The organism is Klebsiella sp. LY (assembly GCF_004010915.1).
GTDB classification, from domain to species: domain Bacteria; phylum Pseudomonadota; class Gammaproteobacteria; order Enterobacterales; family Enterobacteriaceae; genus Klebsiella; species Klebsiella quasipneumoniae.
Genome location: NZ_CP022444.1, coordinates 186,018 through 210,546 on the forward strand (window position 1 = coordinate 186,018; position 24,529 = coordinate 210,546).

Annotated in this window: 21 protein-coding genes and 2 pseudogenes; 8 read left to right on the top strand and 15 right to left on the bottom strand. The window is 60.2% G+C overall.

Annotated elements, in window-relative coordinates; genetic code table 11:
• Positions 1-83: 83 nt before the first annotated feature.
• Genes CE636_RS03640 through CE636_RS03650 form a run of 3 tightly spaced genes read left to right on the top strand, consistent with a single transcriptional unit; the run spans position 84 to position 4,707 of the window.
• Positions 84-1,652 (top strand): family 78 glycoside hydrolase catalytic domain, encoded by a 1,569-nt coding sequence (locus CE636_RS03640; RefSeq protein WP_017900504.1) that lies wholly within the window; start codon positions 84-86, stop codon positions 1,650-1,652.
• 23 nt (positions 1,653-1,675) lie between these two features.
• Positions 1,676-3,058 (top strand): glycoside-pentoside-hexuronide (GPH):cation symporter, encoded by a 1,383-nt coding sequence (locus CE636_RS03645; RefSeq protein ID WP_017900503.1) that lies wholly within the window; start codon positions 1,676-1,678, stop codon positions 3,056-3,058.
• A 44-nt stretch (positions 3,059-3,102) separates the two neighbouring features.
• On the top strand, positions 3,103-4,707 hold the full coding sequence (locus CE636_RS03650; RefSeq protein WP_017900502.1) for a carbohydrate porin: 1,605 nt from the start codon (positions 3,103-3,105) through the stop codon (positions 4,705-4,707).
• Positions 4,708-4,746: 39 nt separating this feature from the next.
• Here CE636_RS03650 and pptA read toward each other — a convergent pair whose 3' ends face one another.
• The 10 genes and pseudogenes from pptA to CE636_RS03705 form a co-directional block, all read right to left on the bottom strand.
• Complete coding sequence (pptA, locus tag CE636_RS03655; protein WP_002906690.1) at positions 4,747-4,974, bottom strand: tautomerase PptA; 228 nt, start codon at positions 4,972-4,974, stop codon at positions 4,747-4,749.
• A gap of 70 nt (positions 4,975-5,044) precedes the next feature.
• The gene (locus CE636_RS03660; protein WP_004202727.1) at positions 5,045-5,662 is read right to left on the bottom strand and encodes a glutathione S-transferase family protein; all 618 of its coding nucleotides are present in this window, start codon (positions 5,660-5,662) and stop codon (positions 5,045-5,047) included.
• A 77-nt stretch (positions 5,663-5,739) separates the two neighbouring features.
• Positions 5,740-6,591 carry a transporter substrate-binding domain-containing protein gene (locus CE636_RS03665; protein ID WP_074440910.1) on the bottom strand — a complete coding sequence of 284 codons (852 nt, stop codon included), beginning with the start codon at positions 6,589-6,591 and terminating at the stop codon, positions 5,740-5,742.
• 38 nt (positions 6,592-6,629) lie between these two features.
• Positions 6,630-7,409 carry an amino acid ABC transporter ATP-binding protein gene (locus tag CE636_RS03670; RefSeq protein ID WP_017900500.1) on the bottom strand — a complete coding sequence of 260 codons (780 nt, stop codon included), beginning with the start codon at positions 7,407-7,409 and terminating at the stop codon, positions 6,630-6,632.
• The gene (locus CE636_RS03675) at positions 7,393-8,319 is read right to left on the bottom strand and encodes an amino acid ABC transporter permease (RefSeq protein ID WP_004202730.1); all 927 of its coding nucleotides are present in this window, start codon (positions 8,317-8,319) and stop codon (positions 7,393-7,395) included. Before CE636_RS03675 ends, CE636_RS03670 begins: the two co-directional genes overlap by 17 nt.
• A gap of 9 nt (positions 8,320-8,328) precedes the next feature.
• On the bottom strand, positions 8,329-8,838 hold the full coding sequence (locus CE636_RS03680) for a GNAT family N-acetyltransferase (protein WP_004202731.1): 510 nt from the start codon (positions 8,836-8,838) through the stop codon (positions 8,329-8,331).
• An 11-nt stretch (positions 8,839-8,849) separates the two neighbouring features.
• Positions 8,850-11,113: pseudogene (locus CE636_RS29365) on the bottom strand (NtaA/DmoA family FMN-dependent monooxygenase).
• 24 nt (positions 11,114-11,137) lie between these two features.
• Positions 11,138-12,259 (bottom strand): M20 peptidase aminoacylase family protein, encoded by a 1,122-nt coding sequence (locus tag CE636_RS03695; RefSeq protein ID WP_017900497.1) that lies wholly within the window; start codon positions 12,257-12,259, stop codon positions 11,138-11,140.
• Complete coding sequence (locus CE636_RS03700; RefSeq protein WP_012541571.1) at positions 12,249-13,256, bottom strand: MsnO8 family LLM class oxidoreductase; 1,008 nt, start codon at positions 13,254-13,256, stop codon at positions 12,249-12,251. The genes CE636_RS03695 and CE636_RS03700 overlap by 11 nt, the downstream gene beginning before the upstream one ends.
• A gap of 91 nt (positions 13,257-13,347) precedes the next feature.
• Complete coding sequence (locus CE636_RS03705) at positions 13,348-13,899, bottom strand: shikimate kinase (protein ID WP_017900496.1); 552 nt, start codon at positions 13,897-13,899, stop codon at positions 13,348-13,350.
• A 95-nt stretch (positions 13,900-13,994) separates the two neighbouring features.
• On the opposite strand from CE636_RS03705, the gene CE636_RS03710 reads away from it, so the two are divergent.
• A complete protein-coding gene (locus tag CE636_RS03710) occupies positions 13,995-14,690 on the top strand; it encodes a class I SAM-dependent methyltransferase (protein ID WP_017900495.1) in 696 nt (231 codons plus the stop codon).
• A gap of 23 nt (positions 14,691-14,713) precedes the next feature.
• Here the strand turns inward: CE636_RS03710 and dapF are convergent, their stop codons facing one another.
• Positions 14,714-15,580: a diaminopimelate epimerase gene (gene dapF / locus CE636_RS03715; RefSeq protein ID WP_017900494.1), complete on the bottom strand. Its 867-nt coding sequence runs from the start codon at positions 15,578-15,580 to the stop codon at positions 14,714-14,716.
• Between the two features lie 160 nt (positions 15,581-15,740).
• Here dapF and CE636_RS03720 point away from each other — a divergent pair.
• Both CE636_RS03720 and ansP read left to right on the top strand, forming a co-directional pair.
• Positions 15,741-15,992 (top strand): annotated as a pseudogene (locus CE636_RS03720) (hypothetical protein); the annotation flags it as partial.
• Between the two features lie 189 nt (positions 15,993-16,181).
• The gene (gene ansP / locus CE636_RS03725; RefSeq protein WP_004202744.1) at positions 16,182-17,636 is read left to right on the top strand and encodes an L-asparagine permease; all 1,455 of its coding nucleotides are present in this window, start codon (positions 16,182-16,184) and stop codon (positions 17,634-17,636) included.
• 132 nt (positions 17,637-17,768) lie between these two features.
• Here the strand turns inward: ansP and CE636_RS03730 are convergent, their stop codons facing one another.
• The gene (locus CE636_RS03730) at positions 17,769-18,830 is read right to left on the bottom strand and encodes a YncE family protein (protein ID WP_004202746.1); all 1,062 of its coding nucleotides are present in this window, start codon (positions 18,828-18,830) and stop codon (positions 17,769-17,771) included.
• A gap of 257 nt (positions 18,831-19,087) precedes the next feature.
• On the opposite strand from CE636_RS03730, the gene pqqU reads away from it, so the two are divergent.
• Positions 19,088-21,193, top strand: a complete 2,106-nt coding sequence (gene pqqU, locus CE636_RS03735) for a TonB-dependent receptor PqqU (protein ID WP_017900492.1) — start codon at positions 19,088-19,090, stop codon at positions 21,191-21,193.
• A 68-nt stretch (positions 21,194-21,261) separates the two neighbouring features.
• Here pqqU and CE636_RS03740 read toward each other — a convergent pair whose 3' ends face one another.
• Complete coding sequence (locus tag CE636_RS03740) at positions 21,262-21,561, bottom strand: DUF406 domain-containing protein (RefSeq protein WP_020481014.1); 300 nt, start codon at positions 21,559-21,561, stop codon at positions 21,262-21,264.
• Between the two features lie 277 nt (positions 21,562-21,838).
• On the opposite strand from CE636_RS03740, the gene rihA reads away from it, so the two are divergent.
• Complete coding sequence (rihA, locus tag CE636_RS03750; RefSeq protein WP_017900490.1) at positions 21,839-22,774, top strand: pyrimidine-specific ribonucleoside hydrolase RihA; 936 nt, start codon at positions 21,839-21,841, stop codon at positions 22,772-22,774.
• A 62-nt stretch (positions 22,775-22,836) separates the two neighbouring features.
• On the opposite strand, the gene CE636_RS03755 is transcribed toward rihA, so the two are convergent.
• Positions 22,837-23,874 (bottom strand): NADP-dependent oxidoreductase, encoded by a 1,038-nt coding sequence (locus CE636_RS03755; RefSeq protein ID WP_017900489.1) that lies wholly within the window; start codon positions 23,872-23,874, stop codon positions 22,837-22,839.
• Positions 23,875-23,939: 65 nt separating this feature from the next.
• Positions 23,940-24,521 (bottom strand): helix-turn-helix domain-containing protein, encoded by a 582-nt coding sequence (locus tag CE636_RS03760; RefSeq protein WP_004202756.1) that lies wholly within the window; start codon positions 24,519-24,521, stop codon positions 23,940-23,942.
• Positions 24,522-24,529 lie beyond the last annotated feature (8 nt).

Sequence of the window (24,529 nt, forward strand, 5' to 3'; positions counted from 1 at the left end):
CACTGACGGTTTGGCATTGCCAGAGTGGTGGTGCCGCCGGACGACGGCCTATGCTGCGCCTAACCTAATGGAGAGGACGCAGTATGTCACAGGCAATTCAATACAATTCCAGTGTGGCGATGACCCGCCATCCGCATTTATTAGAGCGTGCGGCCGCCCTAACGCCCGCGCTACATCGTCAGCGCCAGGCGCCGCAGGCCATCGTCGAGGCCGTCGCCGATCCGGCGGCGCTGAACGGCTGGCGGGGACACACCGTCTGCACGCCTGAGCAGTTTTATCAGCAGCCGCTTCGCGTCGGCGACAGCATTATCATTGACTTTGGCAGCCATTTTGTTGGCTACCTGCAGTTCAGCTGCCGCAGCGTCGGCAGCCCGCCGGATGCCCCGGCCCATCTGCACTTCACCTTCGGCGAAACGCTGAGCGAAGTCTGCGAGCCGTTCAGCGAGTACCAGGGGTGGCTGAGCAGTAGCTGGTTGCAGCAACAGGATCTGTGGCTCGACGTCCTGCCCGCCCGGGTTGACCTGCCGCGTCGCTACTGCCTGCGCTACCTGAAGGTGGAAATCAAAGCGCTGTCGCGCAAATTTCGTCTGCAGTTCGATGAGATAGCCCTGGAAACCGTTACCTCAGCCGGCAGCCCGCAGCCGGCGGTCATCGCCGATTCGGAGCTGAAAGCCATTGATGACGTCGCGGTTCGCACCCTGCAAAACTGCATGCAGGAGGTGTTTGAGGATGGGCCGAAACGCGACCGTCGGCTGTGGCTCGGCGACCTGCGCCTGCAGGCGCTGGTCAATGACGTGACCTTCGGCCACCACGATCTGGTCCGCCGCTGCCTGTACCTGTTTGCCGGCCATACCCGGGAAGATGGCATGGTCTCCGCCAATGTCTTTGTTCAGCCTGACGTGCGTGCCGATGACACATTTCTCTTTGATTATTCATTATTTTTTGTCGACGTACTCTATCACTACCTGCAAAGCACTGGCGACATGGAAACCGCCCGTGAACTGTGGCCCACGGCGCGACGGCAAATCGAGCTGGCGCTGACCCGCTGCGATCCCCAGGGTCTGGTGCGCGACAGCGATGACTGGTGGGTATTTATCGACTGGCAGGCAGAGCTGAATAAACAGTCATCGGCGCAGGGGGTGCTTATCTACTGCCTGCAGCGTGCCCTCTGGCTGGCGCAGCGTGTTGAACCGCAGCGGGTAGCCGACTACACCGCTACGCTCGCGCAGCTGAAAGAGGCCGCCCTCCGCCACCTGTGGGACAGCGAGCGGCAGGTGTTTATCAGCGGCGCCGCGCGCCAGGTCTCATGGGCATCGCAGATCTGGCTGGTACTGGCGGAGGTTGGCACCGCCGGGCAGCGGCAAGCGCTGATGCGCCGCCTGCAGCAACATCCGCCCGCCATTGCCATGAATACCCCGTACTTGCGCCATCATCACATTGTCGCCCTGCTGCAATGCGGCCTGCGCGAGGAGGCGGTAGCGGAGATCAAGGCCTACTGGGGAGCGATGGTCGACTACGGCGCCGACACCTTCTGGGAAATTTTCGATCCGCAGCATCCTGACTTTTCCCCCTATGGCAGTAAGCTCATCAATAGTTACTGCCATGCGTGGAGCTGTACGCCGGCCTGGTTTATTCGCCAGTACGGACTTTAACAACAACGATAAGCGAGTGATTTATGGCAGAAACAACGTTTACCCTGTGGCGGCAGCGCCTTGGCTATGGCATTGCCGATCTCTCCTGCAACCTTGTGTGGCAGATGATCTCTCTGTATCTGATGTTTTTTTACACCGACGTGATGGGCCTCCCGGCCTATTATGTCGGGCTGATGTTCCTGGTCACCCGGCTGGTGGACGGCGTGGCCGACGTGCTGATGGGGCTGGTAATCGACAATACCGCCACCCGCTGGGGGCGCTGCCGTCCGTATCTGCTGATTGGCGCGATCCCCTTTGGACTGCTGTGTATTCTGGCCTTCTACGTGCCCGATTTCGGCACCACCGGTAAGCTGATCTACGCTTTTGTCACCTATTTGTGCCTGTCGTTTCTCTATACCCTCGTTAATATTCCATTCTGCGCCATGCTGCCGTTTCTGACGAACGACTCGCGAGAGCGCACGACGCTGTCGGCAGTGCGTATTCTGCTCGGCTCGCTCGGGGCGACCATTGTCGCGGTCGCCACTCTGCCGCTGGTTGGCGCGCTGGGGAAAGGCAATCAGGAGCACGGCTTCTTCTATACGGCGGTAGTTTTCGGCGTTATTGCCACCTTTTTTCTGCTGGTGAGCTTCCGGAACGTTAAGGAAAATATCAGCATTACTCAGGAGCGCATGACCTTAAAACGCGCCTGGGTCAGCCTGCGCGCCAATCGACCGTGGTTCGTCTTCGCCATCAACATTTTCCTGATGTGGGGCGCGTTTTTCTTCCAAACCGGGGCGCTGGTCTACTTCTTCCATTATTACGTCGGCAATAACGAACTCACGGCGGTCGTCGCCGGGATCTCGACCTTCGTTCCCCTGCTGGGCACCCTCACCGTGCCGCTGCTCGCCAGCCGGATGAAAAAGCGCCACGTGTATCTGGTCGCCAGCGGGATCAACCTGGTCGGCATGGGTATGATGATGGCGGCAGGCGTTAACAGCTGGGGTCTGGTTGCCGGAGCGGTCGTGTTATCGCTTGGCGCCGGACAGCGCACGGCAATTTACTTTTCCATGCAGGCCGATCCGGTGGATTACGGGGTATGGAAAACCGGCATCAATACCGCCGGCATTTTAACCTCCATCAACGGCTTTCTTGGCAAGGTGGCTATGGCGGGCGCAGGAGCCATTACCGGGGTACTGCTCTCATCCGCCGGTTATATCGCTAACCAGACGCAAAGCGACGGCGCGATGCTGGCGATAAAAGCCTGCTACCTCTATATCCCCGCGCTGCTGATTGTGGCCTCAATGTTGTGGATGGGTCGCTTCTACCGCCTCGACGACCAGTACGAGCAGATCCGCGCTGACCTTGACGCTGGACGCCGTGCGCCGTCGAACGCATCGTCTGTTGGTGGAGAAAACCACGCCCTGTAAGGCGCAGCACACCCTTCATACCTCTGAAAAAAATAAGGATTGATATGCGTATCTCTTTGATAAGCGCAGCGGTTTGCTGCGCCCTTTTTTCGGCTTACGGCGCGAGTGCGGCCCCACTCACTGTCGAGCAACGGCTGGCTCTGTTGGAGGCCCGGCTAAATCATGCGGAGCAGGAGGCGGGAGAAGCTAAACGCCGGGCGCAGCAGGCGGAGCTGCGCACCAGCGCCGCGGAACAGCGCGCGGCGGCAGCGGAAAAGCAGGTGCAGACCCTCAGTCAGCGCACCGCAGCGACCGAGCAAAAGCAGCAGGACACCGACAAACAGTTGGCGAAAAGCAGCCTCAGCGATGGCTTCGAGTTCAACGCCTACGCCCGCTCCGGAATGTTAGTCAACAGCCACGGCAAAGGCGCCCGCGGCGGGCCAGGTATCTCCCCGGCCAGTTCGCTCAACGGCGATGCCCACGTCGGCCGTCTCGGCAACGAAAAAGATAATTACGCTGAGCTGAGCTTTGGCAAAAAGCTTACCTTCAACGATGGCTCATGGGCGCGCTTTAAGACCATGCTCGCCGACGGGGCCACCAACCCGGATCCGTGGGTTCAGGATAACGACAGCCACCATCTGAACATTCGTCAGCTGTACGTCGAGATGGGCGACTTCGCCGAGTTCACCGGGCCGTTAAAACGCGCCTCGATCTGGGCTGGCAAGCGCTTCGATCGGGATAACTTCGATATCCACTTTACCGATAGCGACATCATGTTCCTCGGTGGCACCGGCGGCGGGATCAATGATGTCGACTGGGGAAGCGGCCTGCGCGGCGATTATTCGGTGTATGCGCGTAACTTCGGCGACCTTGGCAGCGATAATTACGCGGATAATGACATCCAGAATCTGCTGTTCACCGCAAACCATTTTTACGGCAACTGGCAGCTGATGACCACGGTGATGACCGCCCAGGGCAACGATGACCTGAAAGATAATACCTCGACCACCGGGAGCTATGCCCTGCGCAGCGATAACACCGCCAAAAACGGCTACTACGCGATGCTGGCCCTCCACGACAAACAGCAGTTCTACGGCCTGGCGCCGGGGGTGTCGGAAAGCGCCCTGCAGTACGGCGTCGGGCTGGGCGCCGAAGCGCGTCAGCCGGGGAGCGATGGCGACCTGACCGAGAACGCGGCCTCCCTGCGCTTTGCGTCGTACGGGATCCTGCCGCTGGGGAAAAACTGGCAGCTGGCGCCGTCGGTGATAGCCCAGCACAGCGAAGACCGCTATCGCGACGGCGACCGCTACGACTGGGCGACGTTTAACCTGCGGGTATCGCAAGGGATCTCCGCTCACTTCGCCCTGCTGTATGAGGCCTCGTGGCAGTATATGGATCTCAATCCGAACGGGCGCAGCTATCGCTATAATGACAACGTTTATCAGTATCAGGCGGTGCGCGGTGATTTCTACAAGCTGACCTTCGCCCCCACCTTTAAAGTGGGCGATGTGTTTGATATCAAAGCGCGGCCGGAGATACGTTTCTTTGTCACGTGGATGAACTGGGATAAAGACCTGGATCGTTATGCGATCAACGATGATTTCGGCAGCAAAGGCTTTACCGCTGGCGGGACATGGAACTTCGGCGTGCAGACGGAGATTTGGTTCTGACCGAGCGTCACTGGCGGGCATCATGCCCGCCAGTGGCAATTACATGCTATAACCCGGCTTCTTAATCAACTGCGCCATCTGCGGGGCGATCTCACTATCCCACACCGCCTGCCACGCGTCCGGCTCAACCTGGGTGAGCGCGACGCTGACCGCGCTCTCTTTGCTGTTCAGATGACGGATCAGCACCTCGGTAATGTCGGCGGCCAGTGCGGTTTTTTGTTCGTCAGTCAGTTCACGGGGAAAACATTTAATATCTACATGCGGCATAGCAAAGACTCCTTGTGGTCAGAGCCATAACGCTACCACACAATGGCCGTTATGGTTGGCATCGCGTGCGTTAAATCAGCTTGTTACGGCGCAGCGCCGCGGCCAGCTCCGGCCGCTGGTAGACCGCCCGGGCGACGGCGGCGAATTTTGGCGCGTGGTCGTCAAACCACGCCTGCCGAGGCCCCCAGCTGTACATCGCCGCGATATAACAGTCCAGGAGGGTAATCGACGCGCCCAGCGCCCACGGCCTGGCGGCCAGTTGCTGTTCGAACCAGAGATAGAGGTTGTTCCGGTACTGGCGACAATTCTCCACCAGCTGCTCCGCTGCGGCGGGCGCCCAGCGTTCCGGATAATCGGCATAGGTAAAGGTGGGATAGACATTAGCCACCAGCCAGACCAGCAGGCGCTGAAACTGCTGACGCTGCGGCGTCCCCGGCGCGGGGGCCAGGTCGGGACGCTGGTCGAGGATCATCAGCGCGATGGCGGCGGTTTCGGTCATGATGTTGCCGTCGGCCAGCCTCAGGGTGGGCACCTGACACAGCGGGTTAATCTGCCGCAGGCGCTCGCGCGCCGGGCCGGGCTGGTCAAAGCCCTCAACGTCAACCACCTCGTAGGGAATATCGGCCAGGGAGAGCATCAGCTCGCTAATCGTCGAGCCCCATCCCGGCACGCCATAAACGGTAATCATGGTCTGCCTCCAGGATAAAGCCTAAGTGTAGGCAGAAAATTACCGCTCACCCAACCGGCACACCATGGCCCGGGTGGTTAGTAGGTGATCCCCGGCGGGTTGACCACCGACTGCGCCACCGCCTCGCCCTGCTCTCCCCAGCGCGCCAGCACCTGCTGATATTCACCGCGGGCAATCGCCCCGTCGAGGGCTGCCTGCAGGGCAAAGACCAGGCCGTTGCCTTTTTTGGTGGTTGTCGCCACCCACGCTTTTTTCGGCCCCAGGCCTACCACCCGGGTCTGGCCATTAAGGGCCGCTTTATAGGCGGCCACCGACTGCGGGCCGAAAAAGATATCCGCCCGCCCGGACTGGATATAGAGGTTGCCGGAGGCATCATCGGTCAGGTAGACCGGCTGGGCCGGCGGCCGCCCGGCGGCCCGGTTGTCCTCATTCCAGCCCAGCAGGATCCGCTCCTGGTTGGTGCCAGACCCGACGATCACTTTGCGCCCGGCGAGGTCGGCGGGTCCGTTTACCGCGGCGATGTCGCTGGTGGATTTCACCGAGAAGGCCAGGGAGTCCACCCGGTAGGTGGCGAAATCGAACTTCTCTTTGCGCTTCTCGGTTACCGCGATATTGATCAGCGCCACATCGTAGCGGCCGGCGGCGATGCCCAGCGGCCAGTCCTCCCACGCGGTGGGCACCAGCCTGAGCTTCAGGCCAAGGCTCCCGGCCAGCAGGCGGGCTATATCCGGGTCGCTGCCGATCCGCGTGCGGTTGTCGCTGGCAAGCAGCGCCAGCGGCGGAGAATTGAGCGCCGAGATCGCCACCGTCAGCGTCCCCGGTTCCACGAAGCGATAGCCCGGTGGAATTTTCGCGATCGCCTGCGGGTCGCGGGTGACCGGCAATGGCTGCTCATTGGCGCGCAGATCCAGCGCCGCGTGAGCGTCCAGCGCCAGGGCGCTGAATACAAGGGTCGCTATCGCTCTGTTCATAACGGCAGCACCCTGGATAAAAACTGCCGGGTACGCGGATGCTGCGGATGGTTGAGCACCTCGTCGCTGCTGCCCTGCTCGACGATCCTGCCGTCGACCATAAACACCACCTGATCGGCCACCTCGCGGGCAAAGCCAACCTCGTGGGTGACCACCACCAGAGTGGTGCCAGAGCGCGCCAGCTTCTTGATGACATCCAGCACCTCGCCCACCAGCTCCGGATCCAGCGCCGAGGTGGGCTCATCAAACAGGATCACCCGCGGGTCCAGCGCCAGCGCCCGGGCAATAGCGATACGCTGCTGCTGGCCGCCGGAGAGATGCCGCGACCAGGCATCTGCTTTATTGCGCAGTCCAACCACGTCCAGCAGCTCCCAGGCACGGGCAATGGCCTCTTTGCGCGTGGCCTGCTTGTGGGCGATCGGCGCCTCTATCAGGTTCTCCAGCACCGTCAGGTGCGGAAACAGGTTAAAGTTCTGAAACACGTAGCCGACGTTGATCCGCTGGCGGAGGATCTCCTTCTCTTTCATCTCATACAGCTTGTCGCCTTTGCGGCGATAGCCGATATAGTCGCCATCAATCTGAATAAACCCCTCATCAACGCGCTCGAGGTGATTAATGGTGCGCAGCAGCGTGGACTTGCCCGAACCGGAAGGGCCGAGGATCACCGTCACCGTGCCCGGAAGTATCTCCAAGGACACATCGTCCAGCGCTTTGTGGCGGCCATAGTATTTGCTGACGCCGGTGATAGAGATATGGCCATTACGAGAGCTGGGCATGGACGGCCTCCTGGGGCTGTGGTTGACGTGCGGGTTGATTCAGACGGCTGCTGCGGGCGCTGTTCACCGCCGAGCGGCGCTCGCTGCGCGCCAGTCCACGTTCCACCAGGTACTGAATGGCGGAGAGAACGCTGGTGATCGCCAGATACCAGGCGGCGCCGACCATCAACAGCGGGATCACCTCCTGGGTACGGTTGTAGATCATCTGGATGGTGTAGAACAGCTCCGGCATCGCCAGGACATACACCATCGCCGTTCCTTTCGCCAGACTGATGATCTCGTTGAAGCCGGATGGCAGAATGGTGCGCAGCGCTTGCGGCAAAATAATGCGCAGCGTGCGTCGCCAGGCGGGCAGCCCCAGCGCGGCAGCGGCCTCATACTGCCCATGGTCAACGCCGAGGAAGCCGCCGCGAATAATCTCCGCGGTATAGGCGCTCTGCACCAGGGTCAGGCCCACCACCGCCGTGGAGAATTGCCCCAGCACGTTTATCGTCTGGTAGCTGGCCCAGGTGACGCCGGTAAACGGGATCCCCAGCGACAGGGTGTCGTAAAGATAGGAGAAGTTGTAGAGAATGATCAGCACTACAATCAGCGGCAGCGAGCGAAACAGCCAGATATAGCTCCAGGCGAGGCTGCTGAGCAGCCAGGATGAGGACAAGCGGGCCAGCGCCAGCAGGCCGCCGAAGATCACGCTCAGCACCGTGCCGAGCAGGGTCAGAAGCAGGGTTTGTCCCAGCCCTTCGAGGATCACCGGGTCAAAGAACCAGCGGGCGAAGACGCCCCACTCCCAGCGCGGGTTGAAGGCCACCGACTGGATCACTACCGCCAGCACCAGCAGGGCCACCAGGGCTCCCACCACCCGCAGCGGATAGCGCGCCGGCACCACTTTTATCGTTTCAGATGTATGCATAATGCCTCCTCAGGCGCTGTGGCTAAAGGCGCTCACCGCCAGCGCTTTAGTGAACCGCAGCCGGCCATCGTAAGGCGGCTGACTGTACTCTTCCGGGTCTCGCGCGAGGTCAAACTGCGCCTCATACCCCTGGCTGAGATAGAGCTTTACCGCCTCCGGCTGGCGGAAGCCGGTGGTCAGGTAGATATGGCTGTACCCGGCCAGCACCGCCCGCCGCTCCAGCTCCTGAACTACTTTCGCCGCCAGCCCCTGCTGGCGCAGACGGCGGTGCGTCCAGATACGTTTGATCTCTGCGGTGTGGCGATCCTTAGGTTTATAAGCGCCGGTGGCGATAATTTCGCCCTCACGCTCAAGGACGATAAACAGCCCCTGCGGCGGCAAATACCACTCGCTCAACTCCACTTCCGCATCGCGGGAAAAATAGTCGCCGTAGCGGGCGGCGTATTCAGCAAACAGCCCGCTAATAATCGGCTGCAGCTCCGGGGCGTCCGGAGAAATATCGCGGAATGCTTCGCTCATCGCGCCTCCTGTCAGTCGCCCAGCCCGGGCGGGTTGATTTCCGATTGCGGTATGCTTTCCACCCCTTCTCCCCAGCGGTTAAGCACTTTGGCGTAGTCCCCGCTGGCGATAGCGCCGTTCAGCGCCGCCTGGACGGCATTCACCAGCCCGCTGTCTTTTTTCAGCGTTACCGCGATATGCGCCGCTTTCGGCCAGCCGCCATCGACGCTGCCCACCAGTTTGGTTTTGCCGGTCAGCGCCGCCTTCCATGCGCCAATTACGTTAGGGCCGAAAAAGGCGTCGGCTCGCCCGGTCTGCAGCGCCAGCGTCTGGGCGGCATCATCCTTGGTGTAAACCGGGGTAAACGGCTTCAGCCCCTTCTTGACGTTCTCCGCGTTCCACGCCAGCAGGATCGCCTCCTGGTTAGTACCGGAGCCGACGATAATCTTCAGCCCGGCGATGTCCTCCGCCTTGTCAATTTTGTTCAGCGGACTGGTGCTTTTGACGTAGAAGCCCAGCGAATCTTTGCGGTAGGTGGCGAAATCGAACTTCTCTTTTCGCTCTTTGGTGACGGTAATATTGCTGATCGCGGCATCATATTTGCCGGAGGTGACTCCCAGCGGCCAGTCTTCCCAGGAGGTGGGAACTACGTTCACCTCCAGCCCGAGACTCTCCGCCACCAGCCGGGCGATATCCGCCTCGCTGCCGAGCAGGGTTTTGTTGTCATCGGCGAAGACCGTCAGCGGCGGTGAGTTCAGGGCCGCCACCGCGACGGTGAATTTCCCCGGCACCGCCAGATGCAGATCTTTCGGCAACAGGGCAATGGCCTTCGGGTTTTTCGCTGTGTGAATCGGCGTTTTGTTGGCCTCCAGGCTTACCCCGGTGCCATTGATCTTGACGTCCTGGGCCCACGACGAGGCGCTAAATGCCAACGCGACGGCCAGCAAGAGTGTTGTTTTCTGCATAGCGTGATTCTCTTTTCTTATTTTTGGAATTGATTAGCGGGTAGCGCCAGGCCCAGACTTTCCCGCAGGGTGGTGCCCGAATAGTCGCGACGGAACAAACCGCGCGCCTGTAACAGAGGCACCACCTCGTCAACAAAGCGCGGGAAGGTTTCCGGCGTGCCGCCCTGAATGATGAAACCGTCCGCCGCGCGCTGTTCGAACCACAATTGCAGGCCATCGGCGACATCGCTGGCGGTGCCGGTAAAGCGCGGACGTGGGCTCGCGGCCTCCAGGGCCACCTGGCGCAGGGTTAATCCCCGCTCGCGGGCGTGACGTTTAATCTCGTCGGTGGTGCTGCGGAAGCTGTTTTGTCCCAGGTCGCCAATATCCGGGAACGGTTCATCAAGCGGATACTGCGAAAAATCATGGTGTTCGAAATAGCGCCCAAGATAGTTCAGCGCATCCTCGATGGAAACCAGCGCCGCGGTAGTCTGGTACTGACGTTCCGCATCCTCGGCGTCATCCCCGACGATGACGCTGACGCCCTGGAAGATATGCAGTTGGTCCGGGGTGCGCTGATATGCGCTGAGTTGGCTTTTGACATCCTGATAAAATGCCTGCGCCTCGGCCAGCGATTCCTGATGGGTAAAAATGGCATCGGCGTGGCGTGCGGCTAATTTCTTGCCGTCGTCCGACGCGCCGGCCTGGAAAATAATCGGCCGTCCCTGTGGCGTGCGGGCAATATTTAGCGGCCCGGCCACTTTAAAGAAATCGCCATGGTGATCGAGCGTATGCAGCTTATTTTTGTCAAAGAACTGACCGGTCGCTTTATTGCGTACAAAGGCGTCCTCTTCCCATGAATCCCATAAGCCTTTCACCACCTGCAGATATTCATCGGCAATGCGATAGCGCAGCGCATGATCCGGATGCTGGGCCCGGGAGAAGTTTTTCGCCGACCCTTCCAGCGGCGAAGTGACCACGTTCCAGCCCGCCCGCCCCTGGCTTAAATGGTCAAGGCTGGCGAACTGTCGGGCGGTGGTAAACGGCTCGCTGTACGAAGTGGATAAGGTCCCCACCAGCCCCAGCCGCCGGGTAACCGCGGCCAGCGCGGAAAGCACCGTTAAGGGCTCGAAGCGATTTAAAAAATGGGGAATCGATTTTTCATTAATATATAAACCGTCGGCGACAAAAATAAAATCCAGCTTACCCGCTTCCGCTTTTAACGCCGTCTCTGTAACAAAATCAAAATTAATACTGGCGTCGGCCTGGGCCGCCGGATGACGCCATGCGGACATATTTCCCGATGCACCATGTAATATGGTTCCCAGACGCAATTGTCGATTTTCAGACATAGCTACCCCTTCCCCTGCCATCCGTTAAATGTGTTGTAACGCTTCTTCCGCGAGCCGGGCGAAATAATGCGCCGCGGGCGCAATCAGCCGTTCATCCGGATTAAATGCCGGATGGTGCAGACCATATTCGCTGGCGCTGCCGATGCTGACGAACGCCCCGGGAATATGCTGAAGATAGACCGCAAAATCTTCGCCACCGAGATGCAGATCGGCGTGATGGGTGCGGTACCCGGCCTGGGCCGCCACGTCGCTGGCGAAGTCGGCCCAGCGGGCGTCATTGACCAGCGCCGTCGGGCCGGCATACCAGAAGACGTCAATCTGTGCGCCAAAGGCGCTGGCGAAACCGGCCGCGATCTCGCTGACCCGGGCCTTGACCCGCTGCTGCACTTCACTGCTGTGGGTGCGCAGCGTCCCCTCCAGTTCGACGCTCTCCGGCAGCACGTTCCAGGTATTGCCTCCCTGGACCCGCGTCACGCTGAGCACCACTGAGTCGAGGGTGTTCACTTCCCGGCTGGCCACGCTCTGCAGCACCGTCACCAGCTGGCTGGCCAGCAGGATCGCATCCTTTCCTTCATGTGGGCGGGCGGCATGCGCCCCCTTCCCGGTCACTTTGAAGACGAAGCGATCGACGTTGGCGTAGAACGCGCCGCCGCGGGTGGCAAATTCGCCCACCGGCAGGCCGGGCTCATTGTGCATACCAAAGATCGCCGACACGTCCTCCAGCGCCCCGGCGCGGATCAGGGTTTTCGCGCCGCCAAAATTTTCTTCCGCCGGCTGAAACAGGATCCGTACCCGCCCCGGGAGTTCCGCTTCCCGATCCTTCAGCAGCAGCGCCGCCCCCAGCATCACGCTGGTGTGAATATCATGGCCGCAGGCATGCATCACCCCTTCATTTTGCGAGCGGTAAGGCAGACCGGTCGCCTCCTCGATGGGCAACGCGTCGATGTCCGCCCGCAGGGCAATCACCTTGTCGCCGCTGCCGACTTCGGCGACCAGCCCGGTTTTCAGATCGAAGGGCAGCAGAGTCAGCCCGCCGCTCTGCAGCCAGTCGCGGATCCGCGCGGTGGTGGCTACTTCCTGTAGGGAGAGCTCTGGGTTCTGGTGCAGCTCGCGCCGCCAGCTAATCAGTTGTTGTTCAAAGGACATTCAGCACCTCCTTGCCGTAGTGAGCCTGCGCCAGCAGGCGCAGGGAGTGCAGGCGCGCTGGCCCGTCGCTAATGGGGGTATCAATGATTAATTCATCCAGCTGATCTTCCGCCTGCAGCGCGTCAAGCCGGGCTTTAACCTGTTCGGGAGTACCGGAGATCAGTGAAGATTCGCGGCGGTGGATGCGTGTCGGCCGGCTGCCAGCCTGGCGGGCAAAGGCGACGGCCTGAGCCTCACTGCCGACGGTCACCCGCTGGCCGTTCTCCAGCTCGACGCCCCACACCTCGACCTGCTGCGCCAGCGCAGCGGCGGTGGCCGGATCGTCAGCCACCACCACCTGCACGGCGACGATCGCCTCACGCGGGCTGAGCTCGCGCCAGCGGTTGATCACCGTGCGGCGCAGCGCGCTGTCGCCATTGAGATGGGCCGCAAACACGAAGTTCCAGTCAAGACGGGCGGCCAGTTCCGCACTCTCCAGGCTGGCGCCGAGCAGAAATCCGTCGGCCCGGCGCGGCGGGATCGGCGTGGCGCGCAGGCTCTCCTCTCCCCCTGGCTCAGTCAGTGACAGCCAGTTATCCAGCTGCGCCAGCTGATCGGCAAAGGTCCCTTTCTCCTCCTGATGCAGGCCCTGCTGCAGGGCGCGGGTGGAGAGCGGCAGGCCGCCAGGCGCCTTGCCCACCCCGAGATCGATGCGACCCGGCGCGAGGGCGGCCAGCAGGTTAAAGTTTTCCGCGACTTTATAGGGGCTGTAGTGCTGGAGCATAACGCCGCCGGACCCAAGACGAATGCGCCGGGTGTGGCCCAGCAGCCAGGCGATAACCAGCTCCGGAGAGGGGCTCGCCAGCTGATCGGTATTGTGGTGTTCGGCGACCCAGAAGCGGTGATAGCCCCAGGCTTCGGCGTGTTGCGCCAGCGTTAATGTGCGCGCCAGCGCCTGCGCGGCGGTTTCCCCGGCGGCAAGCGGACTTTTATCCAGAATACTGATTCGATAAGACATTTCGCAGGCTCATATGAAAGTACGTGCCTGCATTATTAAAATCTCTGCTAACTATTAAGAAACAATTAATTCACATGTGTACTGCTGAAAATTAGATATGCCCGCCTGACCGCTGCGCTTCCAGCTCGCGGAGCAGCGCCTCGGCCTGCCGCGGACTGCGCAGCCGGATGAAGCGAATATGACGATATTGCGGATCCTGCATATCGGCCAGATAGCGTCGGCGATTCTGCCGCCAGGTTTTCAGCGTCCAGAGGATGATGGATTCCCGGCTGCAGAACGAACGGCGGAAACTCTCGCGGTTGCCGGTGCCCGGCCATAGCTCCTGTTGTCGCCACGCCCGGCTCGCGGCCCGCCACACCGCCTGGCGCAGCGTGCGCCAGAGGCCATAATCCAGCCAGATCACCAGATCCACCTCGCGCCATTTGACCCCGCGGCTGCGATTGTAGTTGCCATCCAGCACCCAGCCCGGCGAGGCCGTAGCGGCGGCAATGGCGGCGAAAAACGCCTCATCCGGCGTGCCCTGCCAGTTCGGCCGCCAGTACAGGCGATCGAGCTCGATCCAGGGTAGTCCCAGCCGGTGCGCCAGGCGCCGGGCCAGAGTGGATTTGCCTGAGCCGCTGGTGCCGACCACGTTGATGTTCATCTCTGTTTCTCCCTGGTAGCCAAACGAATACTTATTTCAATGTTAAATGGCGTATATAGTAGTGATGTTTATCAATGATAAAAGGTGTTTTCAGGATGAACCCCTATGAAGCCCGCTACAGACAACTGTTAGCCAACGGAGCCAGCGCCTGGGCGGGTGATGGTTTTGCCAGGGCAAAGATACAACAAGAAAAAACATTTCATTGGCTGGATGCCCATGGCTATTTACCCGCTCCCGGCGCGCCGGTACTTGAACTGGGATGTGGCAATGGTGCCATGGCAGCCCAGTATCTGGCGGAAAGAGGCTATGCCGTATCGGGTGTTGATGTGTCCGAAACGGCGATCCGCTGGGCAGAAGACCGTTTTCAGCAAGCGGGTCTGGACGCCACATTTTTCGTCGGCAACGTCTGTCATCTTTCTCAATGTGAGGATGCCCAGTTTGCCTTAATCATTGATGGCAGCTGTTTACATTGTCTGCTGGAAGATGAGCGTCGCCGTTTTTTCGCCGAGGCGAGAAGATTGCTGAAACCCGCAGGCCGGCTGGTGATCGGCTCGATGTGCGGGCTTCCTCGTTATGCTGAAGACCTCGCCACTTACGATCCTGTCAAGCATCATCTCCTGAAAGAGGGGCAGCCCTGGCGTACGCTTAAACCCCTCCCGGCTTTACTGAATGAGATACAGCAGGCGCAGTTTAGCGTCCTTGCCACCAACGTTAAGCACAATGCCTGGTGGGATCATGCCACCATCGTTTGTTCGGCAAACGGGCCGTCGGCTGATCCTCAGGAGAGTTAATTTCAGGCTGACCGCGCCATCTGTTATGCAGCGCCAGTGAAGATGGCGCTGCCGCCAACAAAGCAGTCTTTATCCAGCGTCAGGCTGGCGATTTTATGCACCGGGCCACGCATACGGACCTGAAAATCTGCGTCGAAGGTGATGTGCAGCTGACCACCAGGCATGTTGACATCCACCCGATCGTCCACCTTCCCTAACCGGCGCATGGCGCTGGCCGCCGCGCAGCTGCTGCTCCCGGAGGCCATCGTAAACCCGGCGCCCCGCTCCCAGATACCAATCTTCAGCGTATGGCGATCGACAATTTCCACGAACTGCACATTGCAGCGTTTGGGGAATAAGGCATGATGTTCAATTTGCGGTCCTAAACGATGAACCTGTTCCAGGTCGAGCTTATCCACGAGGACAACGCAGTGGGGATTGCCCATGGAGACCAGCACGACGGACAGGGTTTCATCCGCCAGCGTCAACGGATAATTCACCGCCTCGGGCAAATTCACTAAGGCGGGTAACGCCGCCGGATTGAAATTCGCCCGCCCCATATCCACGCTAATCTGATGAAAATCACTCTCCACGGTGCAATAGACATCTCCGCCCGCCGTGTGCACTAAAAAAGGCTCATGGCCGACGCGACCGCTATCAAACAGATAGCGCGCATAGATCCGTAGCCCATTACCGCTTTTCTCCGCCTCGGAGCCGTCCGGATTGATAATACGCAGCGTGGGATGGGTTTGATCGCCGCTGTCGATCAGCAGACCATCGGAACCAACGCCATAGTGGCGATGGCACAGAATTCGAATATGCTCGTTGCTCAGCTGGTCGGCAACGGCGCGATGGCATACCAGGTAATCATTACCCAGTCCGTGATATTTATGAAAGTGTAAGGGGGTCATTGTGTGGGGTCGCCTGGCGCTATGGGTCTGATCTTGCATCTTACAATACCTGCGCCGCCAGAATGAATTAAACACTAAGGCTTAACCGCTCTGTTCATTCTGCTCTTCGGCAGGCAGGCGTCATGCTTCTCCCGTCTGCGCATCCCCGCCGTGACTGACGCTGAAGCCATTTATGCTGGAATATCCGGATATTAACATCAAAAGCACTGATGATAATGGCCAAACGGTGGTCGTCGATGACCGGTTAAACGCTGGGCTGCGACTCGGCGAACAGCTGGCTATCGCCTGTGACCAACGAATGCGCCAGCAGGCGAACTGGCCCCACGCCGTCCCCGGACAGCCTCGCTACTACCCCAGTCGACGCCAACATACCAGCGCTTTCATTCTGTTGCGGGAAACTCTGCGACGCTGATCTCATTGATAAATCTGTCAAATGCTATCGGTAAATGTTTTAGGTGCGTAACTATTAGGTTACGTGTAGGATTCAGCGCCATGTCTGAGCTTATCTCCTACGTCAGAATGATGAGAAAGCCAGCATAATGTGCCAGCCGTCCTCCACACCGGCTGCAAACATGGGCATTGACAGGAAACTGATACATCAATGAATACGAAACACGACACTGCAGCGGAGCACCATGCTGCAAAACGCCACTGGCTCAACTCACACGAAGCGGGTTATCACAAAGCGATGGGCAACCGTCAGGTACAGATGATTGCCATCGGCGGCGCCATCGGTACCGGTTTGTTCCTCGGCGCCGGGGCACGTTTACAAATGGCAGGGCCAGCGCTCGCACTGGTCTATCTGGTCTGCGGCATCTTCTCTTTCTTTATTCTTCGCGCGCTCGGCGAACTGGTTCTCCACCGCCCCTCGAGCGGCAGCTTCGTCTCTTATGCCAGGGAATTCCTCGGCGAAAAAGCCGCCTACGTGGCCGGCTGGATGTACTTCGTTAACTGGGCAATGACCGGGATCGTCGATATCACCGCCGTGGCGCTGTATATGCACTATTGGGGCGCCTTTGGCGATGTGCCGCAGTGGGTCTTCGCCCTTGGCGCGCTAGCCATCGTTGGCACCATGAACATGATCGGCGTGAAGTGGTTCGCCGAGATGGAGTTCTGGTTCGCACTGGTCAAAGTACTGGCGATCGTCGCGTTTCTCGTGGTCGGTACCATTTTCCTCGGCTCCGGTAAGCCGCTGGACGGTAATGCCACAGGCTTCCACCTGATCACCGATAACGGCGGCTTCTTCCCGCACGGCCTCCTGCCGGCGCTGGTGCTGGTGCAGGGCGTGGTCTTCGCCTTCGCCTCCATTGAGCTGGTGGGCACCGCGGCCGGTGAGTGTAAAGATCCGGAGAGGATGGTGCCGAAGGCCATCAACAGCGTGATCTGGCGTATCGGCCTGTTCTACGTCGGGTCGGTGGTGCTGCTGGTGCTGCTGCTGCCGTGGAACGCCTACCAGGCGGGACAGAGCCCGTTTGTTACCTTCTTCTCAAAACTGGGCGTGCCGTACATCGGCAGCGTGATGAACATCGTGGTGTTAACCGCCGCCCTCTCCAGCCTTAACTCCGGCCTCTACAGCACCGGACGTATTCTGCGCTCCATGTCGATGGGGGGCTCCGCGCCTAAGTTCATGTCGAAGATGAGCCGTCACCACGTCCCTTACGCCGGGATCCTGGCGACGCTGGCGGTGTACGTGGTCGGGGTGTTCCTCAACTATCTGGTGCCGTCGCAGGTGTTTGAGATCGTCCTCAACGTCGCTTCGCTGGGGATCATTGCTTCCTGGGGCTTTATCGTGGTGTGTCAGATGCGTCTGCGCAAAGCGATTAAGGAAGGGAAAGCGGCTCAGGTGAGCTTCAGAATGCCGGGGGCGCCGTTCACCTCGTGGCTGACGCTGCTGTTCCTGTTTAGCGTGCTGGTGCTGATGGCCTTCGATTATCCGAACGGCACCTATACCATTGGCTCCATCCCGTTGCTGGCGGTGCTGTTGGTGGCGGGCTGGTTTGGCGTGCGTAAGCGCGTGCATGCGATTCACAGCACAGCGCCGACGCTCAAGCAGTAAATGGCAAGACGCGCGAGGCGGGAAAGGGGTAAGTGTATAACCATCTGGTTTATCAGGCCAATACGCGTTTGTAACAGAGGGTGAGATGCCGGGCGCGACCACCGGTGGCAGTGGTCGTCGCGCCCGGGGACCTTACAGCGCGATGCGGATCACATCGTCCGGGGCGGTGGCCTCTTTCTCACGGCTGGAAGCTTGTTTCACGCTGACGTACAGCGTTTTGCCGTCATCAGAGAGCGCCAGGCTGTTGGGATGGGTCGGCGTTTTAAAGGTCTTCACCACCTTATAACTCTTGCCGTCGATAACGCTCACCTCCCCCGCTTTACGATGCGTCACATAGGCTTCGTTGCGGGTGGGGTTGAACAGCACCGCCAGCGATTCCGGCGCGGCGATTTTCTCCAGCACCTTGCCGTCGCGGGTATCGACCACCAGCACTTCCGGCTGCTTGCTGTCGGTAATAAAGGCGCGGTGGCCGGCGGTATCGAGGCTCAGGTTAAGGTAGAAATGCGCCTTGCCGTCATCCAGCAATTTTTTGCGCGACACAATGGTGTTGTTCTCGCTGTCGATGGTCAGCAGTTCGCCGTCGGCGTTGGTGGTATAGAGACGCTTAGCCTGCGGGTCGATCGCCAGGCCCGTCGCCATTGCCCCGGTGCCGGTAATGGTCGTTTTCAGCTTCAGGGTAGCGCCGTCCACCACCCAAATCACGCTCTCTTTGCCCAGACCGGTAATGTAGACGGTGTTGGTTTGCTCATTGACCGCCAGCTCGCGCGGCTGCAGCGGGCGCACGGTTTCACTGCGCTGACGCTCGTCCAGCACCAGTCGCCCCTTCACGGCGCCGGTTTTGGCGTCAATGGCGGTGACGGTGCTGTCAACGGTATTGCCAAACCACAGCGTACCGGTGGCATGGTTGATAGCGGCGCCGAACGGCTTCAGATCGTTGTGAATAATCTGCGTCACGTCGAGGGTGGTGGGGTCAAGACGATACACAATCCCGCCCTTGTCCAGCGAACGACTCTGCGAAGTGGCAACCCATAGCGCGTTCTCCTGCTGGCTGTAGGCCATTTCGTAGGCCCCTTTTCCGACGGCCTTGCGCAGCATCTCTTCCGCGGCGTGGGCGCTAAAGCTGCCTGCCAGCAGCAGAGAAGTGAATAACAGTGAATGGCGCAGACGCGGCGCGGCAAACTGACGTAATGACATGACGACTCCCTTTGATAAACCTGTATGTGCTGACCCGACATCGCTTCCGGCGGCAAAGTCATGGCTCTACCTTGTTTTGAATGAGAATAGTAATCATTATTCTTATTAAAGTGGAGCGCTAATTGTTGTTGTTCGGTAAATTCGTCAGCCTTGAGCACTATCCGTTAACCAACGGCAGTTAATAATTTTCAAATATTTTACAAACGGGGTAACATATATACATATGTTCCATTTGGTTCGTCTCCCGAGTACTATCGATGAAAATCCTATCCGTGCGACATGCGGCCTTGCCGGCCCTGCTGCTGCCGCTCATCGCCGCCGCCCAGGCCGCCGATGAACAAACCATGGTGGTGACCGCTGCGCCAACCACCGTTTCTGAACTGGATACCCCCGCCGCCGTCAGCGTGGTCAATGGGGATGAGATGCGCCAGGCCGCGCCGCGCGTCAACCTTTCTGAATCGCTAGGCGCCGTGCCGGGCCTGCAGGTACAGAACCGGCAAAACTATGCCCAGGATCTGCAGCTGTCGATTCGCGGCTTTGGCTCCCGCTCCACCTACGGCGTGCGCGGGCTGCGCATCTATGTGGACGGCATTCCAGCGACCATGCCCGACGGCCAGGGGCAGACGTCCAATATCGATATCGGCAGCGTCGACACCATTGAGGTGCTGCGCGGCCCCTTCTCTGCCCTCTACGGTAACTCGTCCGGCGGGGTGATCAACGTCACCAGCCAGACCGGCACCCAGCCGCCCACCGTGGAAGCCAGCAGCTACTATGGCAGCTTTGGCACCTGGCACTATGGAATGAAAGCCACCGGCGCCGTTGGCGACGGCAGCCACGCGGGTGATGTGGATTACACGGTGTCGACTAACCGCTTCACCACCCACGGCTATCGCGATCACAGCGGCGCGCGCAAAAATCTGGCCAACGCCCGGCTGGGGGTGCGTATCAACGACGTCAGTAAGCTGACTCTGCTGCTGAATAGTGTCGATATCAAAGCCAATGACGCCGGCGGATTAACCGCCGATGAATGGCGCGATAACCCGCGCCAGTCGCCGCGCGGCGACCAGTATAATACCCGCAAAAATACCCGGCAGACCCAGGCAGGTCTGCGCTATGAGCGCCAGCTGAGCGCCCAGGACGATCTCAGCGTCATGATGTACGCCGGGGAACGCGAAACCACCCAGTTCCAGTCGATCCCGCGCGCGCCACAGCTGAAGCCGAGCCACGCCGGCGGGGTGATTGACCTCACCCGCCACTACCAGGGGATCGATACCCGGCTGACCCATCGCGGGGAGCTGCTGGTGCCGGTCACCCTGACCGCCGGTCTTGACTACGAGAACATGAGCGAGCGCCGCAAAGGCTATGAAAACTTTGTGATGGTCAACGGCGCGCCGCAGTATGGCGAACAGGGCGCGCTGCGTCGTAACGAACGCAACCTGATGTGGAACGTCGACCCTTACCTGCAGACCCAGTGGCAGCTCACCGACAAACTTTCGCTCGATGCCGGGGTGCGCTACAGCTCGGTATGGTTCGATTCGAATGACTACTACATCACGCCGGGCAATGGCGATGACAGCGGCGATGCCAGCTATCACAAATGGCTGCCCGCAGGCTCGCTGAAGTATGCCCTGACCGACGCGTGGAACGTCTACCTCTCCGCCGGCCGCGGCTTCGAGACGCCGACCATCAACGAACTGTCATACCGCTCCGATAACCAGAGCGGCCTTAATTTCGGCCTGAAGCCCTCCACCAACGACACGGTGGAGATCGGCAGCAAGACGCGGATCGGCAATGGGCTGCTCACCGCCGCCCTGTTCCAGACTGATACCGATAATGAGATCGTGGTCGACAGCAGCAGCGGCGGGCGCACCAGCTATAAAAACGCCGGCAAGACCCGTCGTCAGGGCATGGAGCTGGGACTGGATCAGCAGTTTGGCGAGAGCTGGCGCCTGAAGGCGGCCTGGACCTGGCTGGACGCGACCTATCGCACCAACGTCTGCGGCGACGCCAGCTGCAACGGTAACCGTATTCCGGGGATCGCGCGCAATATGGGCTACGCCTCCTTCGGCTATCAGCCGGAGCAGGGCTGGTACGCCGGAAGCGATATTCGCTACATGAGCGACATCATGGCGAATGACGAAAACACCGCCAAAGCCCCGTCCTGGACGGTGGTCGGCCTGACGACCGGCTATAAGTGGAGCTATGGCAGGATGGATATGGATCTGTTCGGCCGGGTCGACAACCTGTTCGACCGCGAGTACGTCGGGTCCGTCATCGTCAACGAGTCCAACGGACGCTACTACGAGCCCGCGCCCGGACGCAACTACGGTATCGGGCTAAACCTCGCCTGGCGCTTCGAGTAACGCTCGACTTCGCCCGCGGATTCGCGGGCGAAGGTGTTATTCTCGGGCGCTGGCGCCCAGGACGCTGATTAAAGCAGGTTTCTCAGGGACAATTCGAAAATGATCTTTTCAGCCTGGCAGGAGAAGGCGATGGACAGATCGAGCTTCACCTCGTCGCCGGCGGCGGCGAGGGTGTAGTCAACCTGCGGCGGTTCACTGGCGGGCGCCGCCGCGGCGGCACGCTCGCGAACGGCGGCTACGGTTGACTCCGCTTCCTCGCGGCTCGGGAATAATTTCTCAGCCCGGTAGACGCAGTCCTCGTTATCAATGATCGTCCCGACATCAATGGCGCAGCCTTTGGTGCTGCATTTATCTACTACATCTTTCATCGTCATAACCTCTTGAGTTTTCTTAAGGATAAGAATCCGCTCGCCGAAAAGCAAACCATTAATATCCGTAAGGATTAGCGATTTTTATTCTATCGCGCCGCGGCGGACGCAAGCTTGCGCCACCGCAAGGCGAGGCCTGATGACGCAGGACCGCCGCGACTAACCGTGCGATTGCCGGTGCAACCGTGCTTGCCATCACACTATTCTGCACACTATCTCGTCTGCTTCGCGCCGCAGCGTTAGTCTGGTCACAGAACAACGCCAACAAGGAGCTGCTATGGCACTGCCGATTATGATTGATTGCGATCCGGGACATGATGACGCGATCGCCCTGGTCCTCGCTCTCGCCTCGCCGGAGCTGGAGGTGAAAGCCGTCACCGCCTCCGCAGGCAACCAGACGCCGGAGAAGACCCTGCGCAACGTGCTGCGTATGCTGACCCTGCTGAACCGAGCGGATATTCCGGTCGCCGGCGGCGCGTGGAAGCCATTGATGCGCGACCTGATCATCGCCGATAACGTGCACGGGGAAAGCGGACTGGATGGCCCGAACCTGCCGGAGCCGGCCTTTGCCCCGCAGAACTGCACCGCCGTCGAGCTGATGGCCAGGGTGCTGCGGGAAAGCCGGGAGCCAGTGACACTGGTGGCCACCGGGCCGCAGACTAACGTGGCGTTGCTGCTCGCCAGCCATCCGGAGCTGCACGTGAAGATCGCCCGCATCGTGATCATGGGGGGCGCCATGGGGCTGGGCAACTGGCAGCCGGCGGCGGAGTTTAATATCTACGTTGATCCGCAGGCTGCGGAGATGGTCTTTCAGTCGGGGATCCCGGTGGTAATGGCGGGCCTGGATGTCACCCACCGGGCGCAGATCCTTCCTGCGGATATTGAGCGATTCCGCAAGATTGGCAATCCGGTATCCACTATCGTCGCCGAACTGCTCGACTTCTTTATGGCCTACCATAAGGATGAAAAGTGGGGCTTCGACGGCGCACCGCTGCACGACCCTTGCACCATCGCCTGGCTCCTCAAGCCGGAGCTCTTTACCACCATCGAGCGCTGGGTCGGCGTGGAAACGGAAGGAAAATATACCCAGGGGATGACGGTGGTCGATTACTACCATCTGACCGGCAATCTGCCCAATACCACCCTGCTGCTGGATGTGGACCGCGAAGCCTTTGTCGATCTGCTCGCCCAGCGGTTAGCCTTTTACGCCTGATATTCATGCAGCGCCTCTCTTCCCGGCCGGGAGAGAGGCGCATTCAGGCTAAACCCGGCGTATTAGTCGTCCGCCGACACGCGGATCACCACCTTACCAAAGTTTTCGCCTTTCAACAGGCCGATCAGCGCCTGCGGCGCCTGCTCCAGACCGTCAATCAGCTGTTCGCGATATTTAATTTTCCCCTCCTGCACCCAGCGCCCCATCTGCTGCTGGAATTCCGCGATCCGATGCCCGTAATCCTGGCCGATAATAAAGCCCTGCATCCGGATGCGTTTCTTGAGGATGGTCGCCATCAGCAACGGCAGACGATCCGGCCCATCCGGCAGACCGGTGGCGTTATAGCCGCTCACCAGCCCGCAGACCGGAACCCGGGCCGCGGTATTCAGCAGCGGCAGCACCGCGTCAAACACCTTGCCGCCGACGTTTTCGTAGTAGACGTCAATGCCCTGCGGGCAGGCCTGGGCCAGCTGTTCGGCAAAGTCCGCTGCGCGATGGTCAAGGCAGACATCAAAGCCTAAGGTGTCAACCGCATAGCGACACTTCTCCGCGCCGCCGGCGATGCCGACGGTACGGCAGCCCTTAATTTTGCCGATCTGTCCGACCGTGGCGCCCACCGGCCCGGTGGCCGCAGCGACCACCAGCGTGTCACCCGCCTTCGGCTGGCCAATGTCCAGCAACCCCATGTAGGCGGTGAAGCCCGGCATCCCCAGAACCCCCAGCGACCAGGACGGGTGCTGCGGGTTGTCCCCCAGCTTCACCAGTCCGCTGCCGTCGGAAAGCTCATAATCCTGCCAGCCGCTGTAGCCAAGCACCCAGTCGCCTGGTTGAAAATCATCATGCTGCGAGGTCACGACGCGACTCACGGTCCCGCCCACCATCACCGCGCCAATGGCCACCGGCGGTGAATAGGACGGCGCGTCGCTCATCCGCCCGCGCATATAGGGATCCAGCGATAAATAAACGGTACGCAGCAGAACCTGACCCGGCCCTGGCGTCGGTACCTCGCTCTCTTCCAGGCGGAAATGCTCTGCCGTCGGTTCACCATGGGGACGGGAAGCCAGTACCCAGCGGCGATGGCGTTGCGGTTGTTCTGTCATAGCAAACTCCTCTTGTTAGCAGACTGTACTGAGGCTAGCTGCTTTATGCGCAATGCGCTTTAACATTAAGAGCCGGATGGCGATTGATTAAGGCGCACCACCAGATAGACGCAGGTCTCTGCGGACTCATTGATAAAGCGGCAGTCGTTCGGCGGGCCGAGCTCCAGACAGTCCCCTGTCTGCATCTCGTGGCGGGTATTCCCTTCCATGAACACCAGTTCGCCCTGCTGCAGCCAGATCAGCTGGCGGGCCAGCGCGTAGGACGAGGCCGGCATCGGCACATCGCTGCCGGGCGGCAGCTCGATCTGCACCATGTCAATGGGCAGATCGCTGCGCGGCGAGACGTGGCGACGGAGATAGTGGCTTTGCGGGTCGTGCCACACCGGCTGGCTGGCAAAGCGCAGCAGCTTGCCCTCCTGCATTTCCGCCCGGGCGATCAGCGTTGACATACTGATGCCGAAGGCGCCGGAAAGGCGGCCCAGCATTGAGGCCGTCGGGCTGCTTTCACCGCGCTCGATCTTATGGATCATCGCCCGCGAAGCGCCAGCCCGTTCGGCGAGGTCGTTCAGCGACCAGCCGCGGGATTCGCGCTCGATGCGGATGCGCGCGCTAATGCGCTGATTGAGGTTGTCTTCTATAGTATTCATAACGTAAC